Below are 17,152 nucleotides of genomic sequence, written 5' to 3' on the forward strand. Positions count from 1 at the left end.
TCACTCATAAGCTTATGAAAATAACTCACTATCGGAGTCGTTCTTATAACTATTTAATACGCACCATCCGGTTAATGACAACCTCTTTTTTATCAGGAATCGACTGTGAAATTCCAACCACTCCTCGCCCTGGGCCTGACGATTCTGGCTGCCTCCACCCAAGCCTTTGGCGGCGCCGCGCTGGATCGCGTCGAGCAAAAAAAAGAACTGGTGGGCGTGTTGATGGAAAGCTATCCACCCTTCTCGTTCCTCAATGATCAGAACCAGCTCGATGGCTTCGACGTCGACGTGGCCAAGGCCGTGGCAGACAAACTGGGCGTCAAACTGCGCCTCGAAACCCCGTCCTGGGACGTGATCGCTGCCGGCCGCTGGAGTGGGCGCTACGACATCTGCATCTGCTCCATGACCCCGAGCAAGGCCCGCGCCGAGGTCTTCGACTTCCCGGTCGAGTACTACGCCTCGCCAGCGGTGATCGTGGTCAACGCCAAGGACGACAGCATCCACAGCGCCAAGGACCTGAGCGGCAAGAAAGTCGGCCTCACCAGCGCCTCCAGCTATGAAAGCTACCTGAACAAAAACCTGGTGATCGAAGGCGCCGAAGACACCAAATTGCAGTACCCGTTCGAGGACGTGCAGATCGCCCCGTATGACACTGACAACGTGGCGTTCCAGGACCTCGGCCTGGGCGCTGGCGTGCGACTGGACGCGATCCTCACCAACCTTGTCACCGCCCAACCGCGCCTGACCGATGACAAGCGCTTCAAGCTCGCCGGCGAGCCGCTGTACTCGGAGCCGAACTCGGTGGCCATTGAAAAAGGCGACGCCCAGTGGGACGCCAAAGTGCGTGACGTCTTCGCTCAGCTGAAACAGGACGGCACTCTGAGCAAGCTTTCGCAGAAATGGATCGGCGCCGACATCAGCAAATGACTTCTTTCCCCAAACCTCCTCAGCCGCCACAACCGGTGGCTGAGTCGCTGTTGCAACGGATCTTCGGTTTCCGCACGCGGCTGTTCCTGACCTGGGCAGCGATGTTCGGGTTATTCGCCAGCTTCTTCCTGAGCTTCGACCTGAAGTTCTCGATCATCCTCGACAAACTGCCGAACCTGATCGGTCTGCACCTGGCACCCAACGGCTTTTTGCAGGGAGCGGCGCTGACGTTGTTCTTGTGCCTGTGCTCGATCGTGACCTCCTCGCTGCTGGGCTTCATCACCGCCCTGGCGCGGCTGTCGAAAAGCGCCGTGGCCTTCGGAATCGCGAGCTTCTATGCCTCGTTCTTTCGTGGCACACCGCTACTGATCCAGATCCTGCTGATCTACCTCGGCCTGCCACAACTCGGCATCGTCCCGGGCGCCATCGCCGCCGGCATCATCGCCCTGTCGCTGAACTACGGCGCGTACCTGAGCGAAATCTTCCGCGCCGGCATCCTCGGCGTCCCCCACGGCCAGCGCGAAGCATCCCTGGCCCTGGGCATGCGCGAAACCGTGATCTTCTGGCGAGTCACCTTGCCCCAGGCCATGCGCACCATCATCCCGCCAACCACCAACCAATTCATCTCGATGCTCAAAGACTCGTCGCTGATCTCGGTGATGGGGGTTTGGGAGGTGATGTTTCTGGCGCAATCGTATGGGCGCTCGAGCTATCGCTACATCGAGATGCTGACGACGGCGGCGGTGATTTATTGGGTGATGTCGATTGGGTTGGAGCTGATTCAGGCGCAGATGGAGCGGCATTATGGGAAGGCGTATTTGAGCCGTAGTTAGCGCAATGCACCACGCCTGGCCGCCGGCAACGAAGACAATGGCCGAGTCTGGCTTCAAGCATTGGGCCACGGCGCGCCGCTGGATCGTGACAGTCTGCTGGTCGATGCAGGACTGGACCTTGGATTGTCAGCAAAACACACCCTGGGCGTCGGCCTCACAGGCGAGATCGGCACCGACAGCCGCAATCATGGTGTCACGGGTCAGTGGCGAATGAGTTTCTGACAGCCACAAACCCGGGGCGAAAAAAAGGGGAGCACATGCCCCCCCGAGGTATAAAGCGTTGTATCGCGGCTGTTAAATCAGCCTTCGATCTCGATCAGGATCTCGCCCGGATTCACCCGGTCGCCCTTGGCCACGTGAATGGCGGTGACTTTACCGGCGATGGCTGCCTGGACTTCGGTTTCCATCTTCATCGCTTCGGTGATCAATACGGCCTGACCAGCCTTGACGGTGTCGCCTTCCTTGACCAGCACATCAACGATATTGCCCGGCATGGTGGTGCTGACGTGGCCCGGCGCGCTAGCTTGCTTGCGCTTGCTGCTGCCGCCGCCAACGAATTCGTTGAGCGGTTCGAACACCACTTCTTCCGGCATGCCGTCGATGGACAGGTAGAAGTGACGCTTGCCTTCGGCCTTGACGCCGACACCGGTGATGTCGACGCGGTAGGTTTCGCCGTGAACGTCGATGACGAACTCGGTCGGTACGCCTTCGCCACCAACCGAGGTGACGCCACCGGCTTCAGGAATCGGCAACAGCACTTCAGGTGTCAGGGTGCCCGCAGCACGCTCTTCGAGGAACTTGCGGCCGATGTCCGGGAACATGGCGAAGGTCAGCACGTCTTCTTCAGACTTGGCCAGTGCGCCTATATCGGCACGCAGCTTGGTCATTTCTGGCTTGAGCAGATCGGCCGGGCGAACGTCGATCACTTCTTCGCTGCCGATGGCCTGGCGACGCAGTTGTTCATTCACGGTGCCCGGCGCCTTGCCGTAGCCGCCTTGCAGGTACAGCTTCACTTCGTTGGTGATGGTCTTGTAGCGCTCGCCGGCCAGCACGTTGAAGAACGCCTGGGTGCCGACGATCTGCGATGTCGGGGTTACCAGCGGCGGGAAGCCGAGGTCTTCACGAACCCGCGGGATTTCGGCCAGCACTTCGTTCATGCGGTTCAGTGCGCCCTGCTCTTTCAACTGGTTGGCCAGGTTGGAAATCATCCCGCCCGGTACCTGGTTGACTTGAACACGGGTGTCGACAGCAGTGAATTCGCTTTCGAACTGGTGGTACTTCTTGCGTACGGCGTAGAAGTACAGGCCGATTTCTTGCAGCAGTTCCAGGTTCAGGCCGGTGTCGAACTCGCTGCCTTTAAGGGCGGCGACCATTGACTCGGTGCCCGGGTGGCTGGTGCCCCAGGCGAAGCTGGAGATCGCGGTGTCGATGTGGTCGGCACCATTTTCGATGGCCTTCATCTGGCACATCGCGGCCAGACCAGAGGTGTCGTGGGAGTGGATGAACACTGGCAGCGACTGCTCGGCTTTCAATGCCTTGACCAGCTCGCCGGTGGCGTACGGGGTCAGCAAACCAGCCATGTCCTTGATCGCCACCGAGTCGCAACCCATGGCTTCCATCTGCTTGGCCTGGTTCACGAAGGCCTCGATGGTGTGCACCGGGCTGGTGGTGTAGGCGATGGTGCCCTGAGCGTGTTTGCCGGCGGCTTTCACCGCTTCGATGGCCACGCGCAGGTTACGCACGTCGTTCATGGCGTCGAAGATGCGGAACACGTCGATGCCGTTGACCGCTGCCTTGGCGACGAAGGCTTTGACCACGTCGTCGCTGTAGTGGCGGTAGCCCAGCAGGTTCTGGCCGCGCAACAGCATTTGCAGGCGGGTGTTAGGCAGCGCGGCGCGCAGTTGGCGCAGACGCTCCCACGGGTCTTCTTTCAGAAACCGTACGCAGGCGTCGAAGGTCGCGCCGCCCCAGCATTCCAGCGACCAGTAGCCGACTTTGTCGAGCTTGTCGCAGATCGGCAGCATGTCTTCAGTGCGCATGCGGGTCGCGAGCAGCGATTGGTGGGCGTCGCGCAGGATGGTGTCAGTAACGAAGATCTTCTTGCTCATTCTTGTATTCCTCACAGGCCTGCGTGGGCGGCGATGGCGGCGGCGATGGCCAGGGCCAGCTCTTCGGGTTTGCGCTTGATCGAGTAGTTGGTCAGTTCAGGGTGGCTTTCAACGAAGCTGGTGTTGAACTGGCCGCTACGGAATTCCGGGTTACGCAAGATTTCCTGGTAGTACGCGGCTGTGGTCTTGACCCCTTGCAGGCGCATGTCGTCCAGGGCGCGCAAGCCACGGTCCATCGCCTCTTCCCAGGTCAGCGCCCACACCACCAGTTTCAGGCACATGGAGTCGTAGAACGGTGGAATGGTGTAGCCGGTATAGATCGCCGTATCGGTACGTACGCCAGGGCCGCCGGGAGCGTAGTAACGGGTGATCTTGCCGAAGCTCGGCAGGAAGTTGTTCTTCGGGTCTTCGGCGTTGATCCGAAATTGCAGGGCGAAACCACGGTGGTGGATGTCTTCCTGTTTCACCGACAGCGGCAGGCCGGACGCAATGCGAATCTGCTCACGGACAATGTCGATGCCGGTGATCTCTTCGGTGATGGTGTGTTCCACCTGCACCCGGGTATTCATCTCCATGAAGTACACCTCGCCCTCGGCGAGCAGGAACTCCACGGTGCCGGCGTTCTCGTAACCCACGGCCTTGGCCGCACGCACCGACAGGTCACCGATGTAGGCGCGCTGTTCGGGGGTCAGTTGCGGGCTCGGGGCGATTTCGATCAGCTTCTGGTTGCGGCGCTGGATCGAGCAGTCACGCTCGAACAAGTGCACCACGTTGCCAAAGCTGTCGCCGAGAATCTGCGCTTCGATGTGCTTGGGATTGACGATGCATTTTTCCAGGAACACTTCCGCGGAACCGAAAGCCTTGGTGGCTTCGGAAATGACCCGTGGGAAAGCCTGTTCGAGCTCTTCGCGGCTGTTGCAGCGACGAATGCCGCGACCGCCACCACCGGACGTGGCCTTGAGCATCACCGGGTAACCGATGCGATCGCCTTCGGTCAGGGCTTCTTCGATGCCCGACACGTTGCCTTCAGTGCCCGGGGTCACCGGTACGCCGGCCTTGATCATGCTGCGGCGAGCTTCGGTCTTGTCGCCCATGCGGCGAATGACTTCAGCCGATGGGCCGATGAATTTGATCCCGCGTTCGGCGCAGATTTCCGCCAGCTCAGCGTTTTCCGAAAGGAAGCCATAGCCGGGGTGCAGTGCATCGCAACCGGTTTCTACAGCCAGGTTCACCAGCTTGCGCGGGTTCAGGTAACCAGCCAGTGGCTCGGCACCAATGCTGTGGGCCTCGTCCGCACGCTTCACATGCAAGGCATGGCGGTCGGCGTCGGAATAGATCGCGACCGAACGAATGCCCATCTCGGCGCAGGCACGTACGATTCGTACGGCAATCTCACCACGGTTGGCGATCAGGATCTTTGTTATCACTTGGAGGTTCCCTTGAGCCGGTGTACCCACGACCTGTTAGACCAGGCCGACGAGTGACCAAATGTTTCAATTTGGTCGCAGGTCCACACTAGCGCCCACAAGGGATTAACAAAAATGAATAAAAATTGGGTCGTGCATAAGTAAAGACTTATAGTTGATGCACCAGCCAGCGACGAGAGCGATGATAAAATGCGTAAGTCATTGATGCGTATGACTTTGCGGCAATTGCAGATCTTCAACGAGGTCTGTGATTTGCGCTCCTACAGCCGCGCAGCCGACGAAATGTCGCTCACACAACCTGCCGTCAGCCTGCAGATTCGTCAACTTGAAGAGCTGATTGGCCAGCCTTTGTTCGATTACGTCGGCAAAAAACTCTACATGACCGAGGCAGCTGAAGCGTTACAGCGGGCCAGCCGGGATATTTTCGGACGCCTGGAAAACCTCGACATGCAGCTGTCGGACATGCAGGGCTCGTTGCAGGGGCAATTGAAGCTGGCGATTGAATCCAGCGCCAAATATTTCGTGCCGCACTTGTTTGCCGCATTCAAACGCCAGCACCCGGAAGTGAACCTGCAACTGACGGTGGTCAATCGCGGCCAGGTGATCCGGCGCCTGTCGGACAACCGCGACGACCTGGTGATCATGTCCATGGTGCCGCAGGACATGGGCCTGGAATTCCTGCCGTTCCTGAACAACCCGATCGTCGCCGTGGCGCCACCGGATCACCCGCTGTGTCATATGGGACCGCTGCGCTTGCAGGATCTCGAGCCCTACACACTGCTGCTGCGTGAGCCAGGCTCCGGGACGCGACTTGCATGCGAAGAATACTTCAAGGAGAAGCGCGTGCACTTCAACCAGACCCAGGAAGTCTCGTCTGCCGAAGCTCAGCGCGAATGTGTACTGGCAGGCCTGGGCGTTGCGCTGTTGACGCGCCACGCCCTGAGCCTTGAGCTGGCAACCGGTGGACTGATCGAGCTACCGGTCGAAGAGCTGCCGCTGTTTCGCAGCTGGTGCCTGGTGCAGGCCAAGGCGAAACGCCTGTCACCGGTGGCGCACGCCTTCCTGGCGTTTATCCGTAGTGAGCGGCTTCAGATCAGCGCGCTGGCTGAGCGCTTCGACGGGAAGTCGAGGCAGATGCCTGCCAGAAATTGAGCTCCAACTCCGGAAAGTCGCCAATTTCGGCCAGAAGCTGACGGCGTTCGCAGCGATCTTCAATGGCGCGGCGGAATTCCATGCGGCGCTGATCTTCTTGCTGACGACGGGTTTTAACAGCGCTGTTGCGTTCTTCGTAGGGCATGGCCATTTCGAGTCTCCCAAGGCGAGTACGGGAGTTTCAAAATAGGCGCGGGGGATGACGGTTTGGCGGCTCGGGCGTTACAGACTGATGAAAATTGCGGTGTATTCGAGGCCGCCATCGCGAGCAAGCTCGCTCCCACAGGAGAACGCGGTCAAAGGTGGGAGCGAGCTTGCTCGCGATTAAGGTCGGAACGACCTTACGACGACGTCAGTCGTCCAGCGCTTTCACCGACTTGGGCGACAAGCGCAAGCTGCGCAGGCTGCGCTTGACGCTCTTGAGGTGGTTGACCAGGCTGGGGCCACGAGCCATGGCCACGCCCATCGCCAACACGTCGATCACCACCAGGTGAGCGATACGCGAGGTCAGCGGCGTATAGATTTCGGTGTCTTCATGCACATCGATCGCCAGATTGACCGTAGACAGCTCAGCCAATGGCGTCTGGCTCGGGCACAAGGTGATCAACGAGGCGCCGCTTTCGCGCACCAGGTTGGCGGTGATCAGCAGGTCCTTGGAGCGCCCGGACTGGGAAATGCAGATCGCCACGTCGGTTGGCTTGAGCGTTACGGCCGACATCGCCTGCATGTGCGGGTCGGAATACGCTGCAGCGGTGAGCAGCAAACGGAAGAACTTGTGCTGGGCATCCGCCGCGACCGCACCGGAAGCACCGAAACCGTAGAACTCGACACGCTGGGCCTGGGACATCAGCGTCACGGCACGCTGCAACTCCAGCGGATCGAGCTTCTCGCGAACCTCCATCAGGGTATGCAGGGTGGTGTCGAAGATTTTCAGGCTGTAGTCAGCGACCGAATCGTCTTCGTGGATCGCAAACTGGCCAAAACTCGCACCCGCCGCCAGGCTCTGGGCCAGCTTCAACTTCAGGTCCTGAAAGCCGGAACAACCAATGGCACGGCAAAAACGCACGATGGTCGGTTCACTGATGCCCACGCTGTGGGCCAGGTCAGCCATGGAGCTATGCATCACGGCCGCAGGATCGAGCAGCACGTGGTCGGCGACCTTGAGCTCCGACTTGCGTAACAGGTGGCGAGACTGAGCGATGTGTTGCAGCAGATTCAAGGGGCTGGACTCTTTGTTATTGGCAGGTGCCGGGGATGTAGCACGCTTGTAGTTATACTACATGAATCGGCTTTTTGCCTGTTCAATGCGTAACCGGATCCCTCGATTTTACGTGCCCGCGCTTCATGTAGCACCCTTGGCGCCTGTCCAGGTGCGCCGGGTGCGCGGTTTAATGGAAAAAAGCGCCTTACTATCCTCGTCAGCTTGCGGTTTGCGTACGCAGCAAACCTGCCAACGTCTCGGCCTCAACCGGGCGGCTGATCAAATAACCCTGCACTTCATCGCAACGCTCGGCTTTCAAAAACTCGAGCTGCTCTCCCCGTTCCACCCCTTCGGCCACGACCTTCAGCGACAGACCGTGAGCCATGGCAATGATCGCCCGGGTGATCGCCGCATCCTCGGCGCCCTCACCCAAGCCACGGATAAACGCTTGGTCGATTTTCACGTAATCCACCGGGATGCGCTTGAGGTAGCTCAGGGAGGAGTAGCCAGTACCAAAATCATCAATGGCCAGTTTCACTCCAAGATCGCGCAATTGCTGGAAGGTCGCGATGATGTGTTCGACGCTGTCCAGCAACTGGCTTTCGGTCAGTTCCAGCTCCAGCAGATGCGGCGCCAGCCCGGTTTCTTCCAGCACCTGTCGCACCAGGCTGACCAATTTGCCCTGGCGCAATTGATGCACCGACAGATTGACCGACACCCGAATCGCTTCGAGCCCCTGCCGCTGCCACTCACAGGCTTGCCAGCAGGCCTGACGCAGCACGAACTCACCGATCGGGCCGATCAATCCGGTTTCCTCAGCCAGGCCGATGAAATCCCCCGGCGGCACACGGCCCATGGTCGGATGATCCCAACGCACCAAGGCTTCGGCGGCATTCAGCTTGCCCGTGGCCAGGCACAGTTTCGGTTGGTAAAACACCTTCAGTTGTTTGTCTTCGATGGCTTTGCGTAAGTGGTTTTCCAGCTGTAAACGCTCCAGCGTACTGGCTTGCAAACTGTCGGTATAAAACTGGAAATTATTACCACCCAGGTGTTTGGCGTGCTGCATGGCCATGTTCGACTGACTGACCAATGCAGAAATTTCCCGGGCGCTGTCCGGCAACAAGCTAATGCCCATCGACACGCTGACCACCAGTTCGTGTCCCTCAATGGTCACCGGCAAACTCAACTTGCTCGCCAGGCGAGTCGCCACCCGCGCCAGGCTCGAAAGGTTGCCGTATGAGTTGAACAGCACGGCAAACTCATCACCGGAAAGGCGCGCGATGGTGTCTGCTTCAGGCAATGCATTCACCAGCCGCCGGGCCATTTTCTGCAGCATCTGATCGGCGACTTCATGCCCCAGGCTGTCGTTGAGTTGCTTGAACCGATCGAGATTGATGTGCAGCAATGCCAGGCTGCGATAACCGCCCTGCCGCACTCGTTGATAAGCCTCACTGAGTCGCTCGCGGAACATCGAGCGATTGGCCAGACCGGTAAGTTCGTCGTAATGGGTCAGATAGCGCATTCGCTCTTCGGATTCTCGGCGGGTTGAGAGATCAGCGAAGAAGCCCACAATATGACTGACATTTCCCCGAGTATCGCGCACGGCATTCAATTGCAGCCATTGCGGATACATCTCGCCGTTCTTGCGGGTTTCCACCAATTCGCCCTGCCAACTGCCTTGCTGCTCCAGCGCCTGATGTATTGCGGTGTAATGCCGACGCGCATCCCGACTACACGGCAGCTCAATGACATTGCGCCCGATCATGTCCTCGATGTCATAACCGGTCACCCGACTGAAGGCTTGATTGATCGCGATCAAGGCATAGTTCGGATCGAAAATCACGATCCCTTCGCTGGCCGCCTCGAACACCGTCGCCGCCAGTTGCAACTGTTCTTCCAGGCCTTTGCTGACGCTGATGTCGCGGCGGGTGCCGACCATGCGAATCACCCGACCGTTCTCGGCGCGCTCGACTGCCCGCCCGCGGTCCTCGATCCAGACCCAGTGGCCGTCGCCATGCCGTACGCGGTACTCGATTTGATAGTCCTCGGTGCGCCCCTTCAAATGCTCGACCAGCGCCCTTTTCAGCGCAGGAAGATCCTCGGGGTGAAGGCGCGGTTTGAGGTGACGCAGTATTGCCGTGACCTGTTCCGGCTCCAGGCCGAACAATTCCTGGATCTGCGTGTGATGGACTTCGTCGGTTTGCAGGTTCCAGTCCCACAGCCCCAGCTCGCTGGCCTTCAATGCCAGCGCCAGACGCGCTTCGCTCTTGCTCAGTGCCTGGTTGGCGGCGTCCAGTTCCAGGCTGCGCTGAGCGACACGGTTTTCCAGGTCGATCTGGATTTCTCGCAATTCGGTTTCGGCACGCCGACGCTGTTCAATCTCCCTGGCCAGCTTCTGATTGAGCTGATCACTGCAGCTTTGCGCCTGCTGCAGATGCTCGATCAGTGCCTGATTCTGAAAGCGCCGCATCAAGCCCCGATCGATCAATCGATTGACTTGCCAGGCAACCACGCTCAATGCACCGAGCAGGATCAGCCCGAACCAGCCCCAGCCTTGCTGCTGTTCGTCAGCCCCCCAAAACATATAGGCGATGGCCGGCAACAGGCAGGGCAAGGTAAATGACAGAAAGGCCGGCAAACTGACCGCATAAGCCACACTGGCCGAGAGCGCTGCGGCACCGATGAGGCCAAAGACCCAGGCTTGCTGAATGAAGTTATCGGCGGGAACCAGGGCGATGCCGGCACCAGCCAGGGTCAGACCGGTGAGGCCGGAGCCCAGCAAAAACATCCGTCGCCAAATGGGATGGGCCTGACGGTTGGGAATCGCCGAATCGAAGGCTGCGACCTGAATCACCCGCAATGCCACCAAAGACAACAACCACACCAGCCATACGCTGACCAGGAAATAGCGCTGCGGGCTCCAGAGCAAACCGGCACAGACCAGGCCATTGATCAGCATGAACAATGTGGGCAGCAGCGAGCCCTGATACAACAGGCGCGTGCGTTCGACCGCCATTTCCATGGCGTACTGTTTACGGATGACCCTGGGCTCCACAATGGGGCCCGACAGGTCGAAGCTGAGGGTCATAGGCGATGTTCTTGTTCTTATAATGATGAGCATGGGCCCGAAACTGCTCGGAGCATACACAAGCAATTGCCCGGACCAAACTGTTGCTGATCAATGAATGGCCAAATTTTTTCAGCCGCCGACACCCCTGAAAACGCTGTGGACACGCCCCGCCAACGCCTGCAGCCGATGACCGACCGGTCGTCCTTCACTTAACTTTCATCGGCTAAAGCGAAGTGGAGTTTGCCCGGTGTGTCGCCGCCCCCTAGAATGCCCTGATGCGCGATGATCTCTCCCTTCTGCTGAACTCCCTCAACGATGCCCAACGCCAGGCTGTAGCAGCCCCCGTGGGTCGTCAGTTGGTCCTGGCCGGTGCTGGTTCCGGTAAAACCCGAGTGCTGGTGCACCGTATCGCCTGGTTGATCCAGGTCGAAAACGCCTCGCCCCACTCCATCCTGTCGGTGACCTTCACCAACAAGGCCGCTGCCGAAATGCGCCAGCGCATCGAACAGCTGATGGGTATCAACCCGGCCGGCATGTGGGTCGGCACCTTCCACGGCCTGGCGCACCGCTTGTTGCGGGCGCACTGGCAGGAAGCGGGCTTGAGCCAGACGTTCCAGATTCTCGACAGCGACGACCAGCAACGACTGGTCAAGCGGGTGATCCGCGAGCTCGGTCTGGACGAACAGCGCTGGCCGGCCCGTCAGGCCCAGTGGTTCATCAACGGGCAGAAAGACGAAGGCCTGCGTCCGCAACACATTCAAGCCAGCGGCGACCTGTTCCTGGCGACCATGCGCGGCATCTATGAAGCCTACGAGGCCGCTTGCCTGCGCGCAGGCGTTATCGACTTCTCCGAGTTGCTGCTGCGTGCTCTCGATCTGTGGCGGGACCATCCGGGGCTGCTGGCGCACTATCAGAAGCGCTTCCGGCACATCCTGGTGGACGAGTTCCAGGACACCAACGCCGTGCAATACGCCTGGTTGCGCCTGCTGGCCAAGGGTGGCGACAGCCTGATGGTGGTGGGCGACGACGACCAGTCGATCTATGGCTGGCGCGGCGCGAAAATCGAGAACATCTACCAGTATTCCGAAGACTTCCCGGACGCCGAAACCATTCGCCTGGAGCAAAACTATCGCTCCACCGCGGGTATTCTGAAGGCTGCCAACGCCTTGATCGCCAACAACACCGGGCGCCTGGGCAAAGAGCTCTGGACCGATGGCGGCGAAGGCGAAGCGATCAATTTGTACGCCGCGTTCAACGAACATGACGAAGCCCGCTACGTTGTCGAAACCATCGAAAGCGCGCTGAAAACCGGCTTGTCTCGCAGCGATATCGCGATTTTGTATCGCTCCAACGCCCAATCGCGGGTTCTGGAAGAAGCGTTGCTGCGCGAGCGCATTCCCTACCGAATCTATGGCGGCCAGCGCTTCTTCGAACGCGCCGAAATCAAGAACGCCATGGCTTACCTGCGGTTGCTCGAAGGACGGGGCAACGACGCCGCGCTGGAACGGGTTATCAACGTGCCGGCCCGTGGTATCGGCGAAAAAACCGTCGAAGCGATCCGCGACCATGCACGCCACAGCGACGTGTCGATGTGGGAAGCGATGCGCCAGCTGGTGGCCAACAAAGGCCTGACCGGTCGTGCGGCCGGTGCCCTTGGCGCATTTATCGAGCTGATCGAGAACCTCGCCGCCAAGTGCATGGATATGCCGCTGCACCTGATGACCCAGACCGTCATCGAGCAGTCGGGGCTGATCGCCTATCACGAAGCGGAGAAAGGCGAAAAAGGCCAGGCCCGGGTAGAAAACCTCGAGGAACTGGTCAGCGCCGCGCGCAACTTCGAAAACAGCGAAGAAGACGAAGACCTGACGCCATTGGCAGCGTTCCTCGGTCACGCGTCGCTGGAGGCCGGCGATACCCAGGCCGACGAGCACGAAGACAGCATTCAGCTGATGACCCTGCACAGCGCCAAGGGCCTGGAATTCCCTTACGTGTTCCTGGTGGGCATGGAAGAAGGCCTGTTCCCGCACAAGATGAGCCTGGAAGAACCCGGCCGCCTTGAGGAAGAACGTCGCCTGGCCTACGTCGGCATCACCCGGGCCATGCAGAATCTGGTGATGACCTTTGCCGAAACCCGACGCCTTTATGGCAGCGAGACCTACAACAAGGTGTCGCGCTTCGTACGCGAAGTTCCGAAAGGCCTGATTCAGGAGGTGCGGTTGTCCAACAGCGTCAGCCGTCCGTTCGGTGGCAACCAGTCGATGAGTGGCAGCAACCTGTTCAGCGGCAGCGAGATTCCGCAGACCGGCTTCAGCCTTGGCCAGACCGTACGGCACTCGGTGTTTGGCGATGGCGTGATTCTGAACTTCGAAGGCGCCGGGGCTCAGGCCCGGGTGCAGGTGAACTTCAGCGAAGGCAGCAAGTGGCTGATGTTGGGATATGCCAAGCTGGAAGCGATCTAGCGAACTCCTGTAGAAGCGGGCTTGCCGGGGAAGAGGTCTTGGCGTCTGTCGTTGTCTGAGCGGACGCCTTCGCTGGCAAGCCAGCTCCTGCAACAATCAAGAGTTCAACGCACAACGGAAATCATGCACATGGGCTCAGGCTTTTTTTCCTCCTGGACATTCTGGGCCCTGTTATCGGCGGCATTCGCGGCAATGACCGCCATTTTCGCGAAAGTCGGCATCGAAAACGTCAATTCCGACTTCGCCACCCTGCTACGTACAATAGTGGTATTGGTCAGCCTGGCCTTGATTTTGTACGCCACGGGCCAATATCAGTCATTGGGATCGATCTCTGCGAAGAGCTATCTGTTCCTTCTGTTGTCGGGCTTGGCCACCGGTGCATCGTGGATCTGCTATTTCCGCGCACTCAAGGTCGGCCCGGCGTCACTGGTTGCCCCGGTGGACAAACTCAGCGTGGTGCTGGTGGCCGTTCTGGGCGTAGTCCTGCTGGGTGAAAAACTCGACCTGCGCCAATGGGGTGGAATCGGTCTGATCACGGCCGGCGTTGTCATGCTGGCATTACGTCGCTAGGCGACCGTCCTACAAAACTTATCCACTTATCTGACATATCAAAGTCAAAAGGCCCTATTGCGCTGACTGAAGCTGAATGAAACCTGTCAGGCAAAAGCCCGAAACACTCTGCCGCTAGCCAGTAACACTTCAGCTGTGCAACATGGCGCGCGTGCCTTCCACAAATGGGAATTCCCTTTATGAAACGTTTTCTTAGCATCGCCATGGCGTTGTGCATCGGCCTGACGATGAGTCTCGACGTCAATGCCGCCAAGCGCTTCGGTGGTGGTAAAAGCGCCGGCGCTGCGCCGACGCACCAGACCAGCCAGATGGCTCCTTCTTCTCCAGGCATGGGCGGCGCTGCGGCGACCGCTGGTGCTGCCGGTGCCGCTGGCGCCGCCGCCAAGGCCGGTGGCGCCTCGCGCTGGCTCGGCCCACTGGCCGGTATCGCAGCCGGTGGCCTGCTGGCCTCCATGTTCATGGGTGACGGCTTCCAGGGCATGCAAATCTTCGACATCCTGATCATGGCGGTTATCGCGTTCCTGGCCTTCCGCTTCATCGCCGCCCGTCGTCGCAAGCAGCAGGAGCAATACGCTCCGGCCGGTCATGCGCCGATGCAGCGTGAAGTGTTCGAGCAAAAGCCTGCCGGCGGTTCGATCTTCGGTGGTTCGGCTGCGCCTGTTGCCGCTCGTCCAGTGATCAATGCGCCAGCCTGGTTCAACGAAAGAAACTTCGTCGAAGCGGCTCGCAATCACTTCCAGTCCCTGCAACAGCACTGGGACGCCAACGAAATGGACAAGATCGCCGAGTTCGTGACTCCGCAAATGCTGGAGTTCCTCAAGCGTGAGCGTGCTGACCTTGGCGACGGCTTCCAGTCCACCTACATCGATAACCTCAATGTACAACTGGACGGCGTGGACGATCGCGCCGACAAGACCATTGCCACCCTGACCTTCACTGGCGTGTCGAAAACCTCGCGTTTCGACCAGGGCGAAGTCTTCAGCGAAAGCTGGAACATGGAACGTGCACAGGGCGAAAACCAGCCTTGGCTGGTGGCTGGTATCCGCCAGAACGGCTGATCCCGCTTAGAACTTCATCTGCTGTAAACAAAACCCCAGCCCCGGCTGGGGTTTTCTATTTCGCGGTTGCATCTATAGCGAGCTACTGTATAAACCGCCCCATATAAACCGCGCCATACAAGCAAGAGGATCCCGGACGTGGAAGAAATCATCGAACAACTGCGTGAAGCCAACGAACCGGTACCGGTCCCCTTGGAATTGCCTGACGAAGACCTGCTGGTCGAAATCGAAGAACAACTGTTCATCGACATTCCGTTCGTCTTCAGAGAGTTTCTGCTGACTGTCAGCGACGTGGTCTACGGCAGCCTGGAACCGGTCACCGTCACTGACCCGCATTCCCACACCTACCTGCCGGAAGTTGCCGCCAACGCCTGGGACGCCGGCGTCGATCGCAGCCTGATCCCGATCTGCCAGGACGGTGATGACTACTATTGCGTAGAAGAAGACGGCACCGTAGTGCTTTGGCAGGCCGAAGAAGAGCTGATCGCCGAAGAGACCTGGGAATCGGTGTGGCACTGGGCGCGGGACGTCTGGCTGGAAAGCTGATCCCGTCAACGCCGCTGGGTGGTCAATGCCCGGACGACTCCTTGTGATTGTCGAGGGTTTCCAGCAACGCCACCTGCATTCGCGTATGCACACGAATGAACCAGCGCCACAGCAGCGCCGCCACGGCGGCCGCGACCACGGCGATCAGCACCAGCAACTTGTTGGTCGGCAGAATACTGGCCGACAAGGCTGCCAACAGCAAAAAGATCACCAGCAGCGACAGGATCGGGATCACCTCGGCTATCACCCGACGCACTCGCTGCGTGTGGCGCCCGGCCATCTCCGGCTTCACGCCCATTTCCGCCAGCAACATCGACAGTGCCTTTAGCTTGCGGTACGCCGCAATCAAAAACGGCAGCGATAACAGCAGCGCCCCACCCCAGATCAACGCCTTTTGCCAGCTCGGGTCGCTGATCCAGGCTTGCAGGTAAGCTGACATACCTTCGGCGAAATATGCCCCCGAGAAGAAGATCGCGATCACGAGCGCCAGATTGACTCCCACCTGCAGCAAGATCCGCCGAATCATGGATGCCAGTAACGCCCTCTCACCCTGAGGCTGGATGCTGCGCAGCCATTCGCCGTACATCCCCAACACCCGTCCCAGGCGTTCTGGCATGGCGTCGGCGAGCTTGATCGACAATGGATCAGCCGCACGGATCAGATAAGGCGTCAGTAAGGTCGTAATCACCGAAACCGCCACAGCCACGGGGTATAAAAAGTTACTGGTGACCTGCAGTGTCATGCCCAGTGCCGCAATGATGAAAGAGAATTCGCCAATCTGTGAAAGGCCCATCCCGACCCGCAGCGAGGTGCGTCCATCATTGCCGGCGATAAATGCACCAAGGCCACAGGACAACATCTTGCCGAGCACCACGGCTACGGTGATTACGGCGATTGGCCAGGCGTATTGAAGCAGGATCGCCGGATCGAGCATCAGCCCGATGGCCACGAAGAAAATCGCACTGAAAAGATCACGAACCGGTTCAATCAAGCGTTCAATTTTCAGCAATTGCCGGGATTCAGCCATGATTGCGCCGATCAGGAACGCCCCGAGGACCATGCTGTATTCAAGCTTGACCACCAGCAGGCAGAAGCCGAAACACAGGCCCAGCACGGTAATCAACAGCATTTCATTGCTGTCGAACCTGGCCACGTAGGCCAGCAACCGCGGCACCATCAGGATGCCAATGACCAACGCAACGATCATGAACAGCGACAGTTTGCCAACCGTGGAGAACACTTCACCGGAGCTGACCGTACCGCTGACGGCGATGCTGGATAACAGCGCGATGATGCCAATACCCAGGATGTCTTCGACGATCAGCACTCCGAATATCAACTGGGCAAATCGCTCGTTCTTCAACTTCAGGTCGTTGAGCGCCTTGACGATAATGGTGGTCGAGGAAATCGCCAGGATCGCGCCGAGGAACAGTGAATCCATGGTGTTCCAGTCAAACCAGCGGCCAATTTCGTAGCCGATCCAGATCATCAGCACGATTTCCAGGAACGCCGCGATGAACGCCGTGGCCCCGACCTTGAACAGCTTGCGCAGGCTGAACTCCAGGCCCAGGCAGAACATCAGGAATATCACTCCGAGTTCGGCCAGGGTCTTGATGGTTTCTTCGTCGTGAATCAGGCCGAATGGTGGGGTGTGCGGGCCAATGATGAAGCCTGCGACGATGTAGCCCAGCACCACCGGTTGTTTCAGGCGATGGAAAACCACGGTCACCACACCTGCGATCAACATGATCACTGCCAGATCCTGAATGAAACTGATGGCATGCATGGCGTGAGACTCCCT

The 17,152-nt window shown here is 59.2% G+C and carries 13 protein-coding genes and 1 pseudogene; 8 read left to right on the plus strand and 6 right to left on the minus strand.

Annotation, left to right across the window (positions count from 1 at the left end):
* The first annotated feature begins 105 nt into the window (after window positions 1-105).
* The 3 genes and pseudogenes from KGA81_RS04775 to KGA81_RS04785 all read left to right on the plus strand — a co-directional run.
* Entirely contained in the window at window positions 106-927 is an 822-nt protein-coding gene (locus KGA81_RS04775; protein ID WP_223544776.1) for an ABC transporter substrate-binding protein, read from the plus strand.
* Window positions 924-1,760, plus strand: coding sequence for an amino acid ABC transporter permease (locus KGA81_RS04780; protein ID WP_223544777.1), 837 nt, complete (start codon window positions 924-926; stop codon window positions 1,758-1,760). The genes KGA81_RS04775 and KGA81_RS04780 overlap by 4 nt, the downstream gene beginning before the upstream one ends.
* Window positions 1,761-1,829: 69 nt before the next feature.
* Window positions 1,830-1,982, plus strand: a pseudogene (locus KGA81_RS04785) (autotransporter domain-containing protein); the annotation flags it as partial.
* Window positions 1,983-2,059: 77 nt separating this feature from the next.
* Here the strand turns inward: KGA81_RS04785 and oadA are convergent.
* A complete protein-coding gene (gene oadA, locus KGA81_RS04790) occupies window positions 2,060-3,868 on the minus strand; it encodes a sodium-extruding oxaloacetate decarboxylase subunit alpha (RefSeq protein WP_223544778.1) in 1,809 nt (602 codons plus the stop codon).
* Between the two features lie 11 nt (window positions 3,869-3,879).
* Window positions 3,880-5,295, minus strand: a complete 1,416-nt coding sequence (locus KGA81_RS04795; protein WP_060540229.1) for an acetyl-CoA carboxylase biotin carboxylase subunit — start codon at window positions 5,293-5,295, stop codon at window positions 3,880-3,882.
* Window positions 5,296-5,484: 189 nt separating this feature from the next.
* Here KGA81_RS04795 and KGA81_RS04800 point away from each other — a divergent pair, with 189 nt between their 5' ends.
* A complete protein-coding gene (locus tag KGA81_RS04800; RefSeq protein ID WP_223544779.1) occupies window positions 5,485-6,447 on the plus strand; it encodes a LysR family transcriptional regulator in 963 nt (320 codons plus the stop codon).
* Here KGA81_RS04800 and KGA81_RS04805 read toward each other — a convergent pair.
* The 3 genes from KGA81_RS04805 to KGA81_RS04815 all read right to left on the minus strand — a co-directional run bounded on the left by KGA81_RS04805 (window position 6,389) and on the right by KGA81_RS04815 (window position 10,736).
* Window positions 6,389-6,598 carry a PA3496 family putative envelope integrity protein gene (locus tag KGA81_RS04805; RefSeq protein ID WP_223544780.1) on the minus strand — a complete coding sequence of 70 codons (210 nt, stop codon included), beginning with the start codon at window positions 6,596-6,598 and terminating at the stop codon, window positions 6,389-6,391. The genes KGA81_RS04800 and KGA81_RS04805 overlap by 59 nt on opposite strands.
* A 201-nt stretch (window positions 6,599-6,799) precedes the next feature.
* Entirely contained in the window at window positions 6,800-7,666 is an 867-nt protein-coding gene (gene hexR / locus KGA81_RS04810) for a transcriptional regulator HexR (protein WP_007954250.1), read from the minus strand.
* Window positions 7,667-7,865: 199 nt separating this feature from the next.
* Entirely contained in the window at window positions 7,866-10,736 is a 2,871-nt protein-coding gene (locus KGA81_RS04815) for an EAL domain-containing protein (RefSeq protein ID WP_223544781.1), read from the minus strand.
* A 257-nt stretch (window positions 10,737-10,993) separates the two neighbouring features.
* On the opposite strand from KGA81_RS04815, the gene uvrD reads away from it, so the two are divergent.
* The 4 genes from uvrD to KGA81_RS04835 all read left to right on the plus strand — a co-directional run bounded on the left by uvrD (window position 10,994) and on the right by KGA81_RS04835 (window position 15,351).
* Complete coding sequence (uvrD, locus tag KGA81_RS04820; RefSeq protein ID WP_223544782.1) at window positions 10,994-13,177, plus strand: DNA helicase II; 2,184 nt, start codon at window positions 10,994-10,996, stop codon at window positions 13,175-13,177.
* 129 nt (window positions 13,178-13,306) lie between these two features.
* Window positions 13,307-13,747 (plus strand): EamA family transporter, encoded by a 441-nt coding sequence (locus KGA81_RS04825; RefSeq protein WP_007971691.1) that lies wholly within the window; start codon window positions 13,307-13,309, stop codon window positions 13,745-13,747.
* A gap of 179 nt (window positions 13,748-13,926) precedes the next feature.
* The gene (locus tag KGA81_RS04830; protein WP_223544783.1) at window positions 13,927-14,805 is read left to right on the plus strand and encodes a Tim44 domain-containing protein; all 879 of its coding nucleotides are present in this window, start codon (window positions 13,927-13,929) and stop codon (window positions 14,803-14,805) included.
* A 138-nt stretch (window positions 14,806-14,943) separates the two neighbouring features.
* On the plus strand, window positions 14,944-15,351 hold the full coding sequence (locus KGA81_RS04835) for an SMI1/KNR4 family protein (RefSeq protein ID WP_223544784.1): 408 nt from the start codon (window positions 14,944-14,946) through the stop codon (window positions 15,349-15,351).
* A 22-nt stretch (window positions 15,352-15,373) separates the two neighbouring features.
* Here the strand turns inward: KGA81_RS04835 and KGA81_RS04840 are convergent, their stop codons facing one another.
* Complete coding sequence (locus KGA81_RS04840; RefSeq protein ID WP_223544785.1) at window positions 15,374-17,137, minus strand: cation:proton antiporter; 1,764 nt, start codon at window positions 17,135-17,137, stop codon at window positions 15,374-15,376.
* Window positions 17,138-17,152: the final 15 nt, after the last annotated feature.

Origin of the sequence: Pseudomonas sp. A-B-19, assembly GCF_019947515.1 — a bacterium.
Classification (GTDB): Bacteria; Pseudomonadota; Gammaproteobacteria; order Pseudomonadales; family Pseudomonadaceae; genus Aquipseudomonas.

Bases quoted from the DNA above. Each gene is read 5' to 3' on its own strand.
- KGA81_RS04825 (WP_007971691.1), top strand. From the start codon at position 13,307: ATGGGCTCAGGCTTTTTTTCCTCCTGGACATTCTGGGCCCTGTTATCG.
- KGA81_RS04780 (WP_223544777.1), top strand. From the start codon at position 924: ATGACTTCTTTCCCCAAACCTCCTCAGCCGCCACAACCGGTGGCTGAG.
- KGA81_RS04805 (WP_223544780.1), bottom strand. From the start codon at position 6,598: ATGGCCATGCCCTACGAAGAACGCAACAGCGCTGTTAAAACCCGTCGT.
- KGA81_RS04830 (WP_223544783.1), top strand. From the start codon at position 13,927: ATGAAACGTTTTCTTAGCATCGCCATGGCGTTGTGCATCGGCCTGACG.
- KGA81_RS04800 (WP_223544779.1), top strand. From the start codon at position 5,485: ATGCGTAAGTCATTGATGCGTATGACTTTGCGGCAATTGCAGATCTTC.
- uvrD (WP_223544782.1), top strand. From the start codon at position 10,994: ATGCGCGATGATCTCTCCCTTCTGCTGAACTCCCTCAACGATGCCCAA.
- KGA81_RS04815 (WP_223544781.1), bottom strand. From the start codon at position 10,736: ATGACCCTCAGCTTCGACCTGTCGGGCCCCATTGTGGAGCCCAGGGTC.
- oadA (WP_223544778.1), bottom strand. From the start codon at position 3,868: ATGAGCAAGAAGATCTTCGTTACTGACACCATCCTGCGCGACGCCCAC.
- KGA81_RS04840 (WP_223544785.1), bottom strand. From the start codon at position 17,137: ATGCATGCCATCAGTTTCATTCAGGATCTGGCAGTGATCATGTTGATC.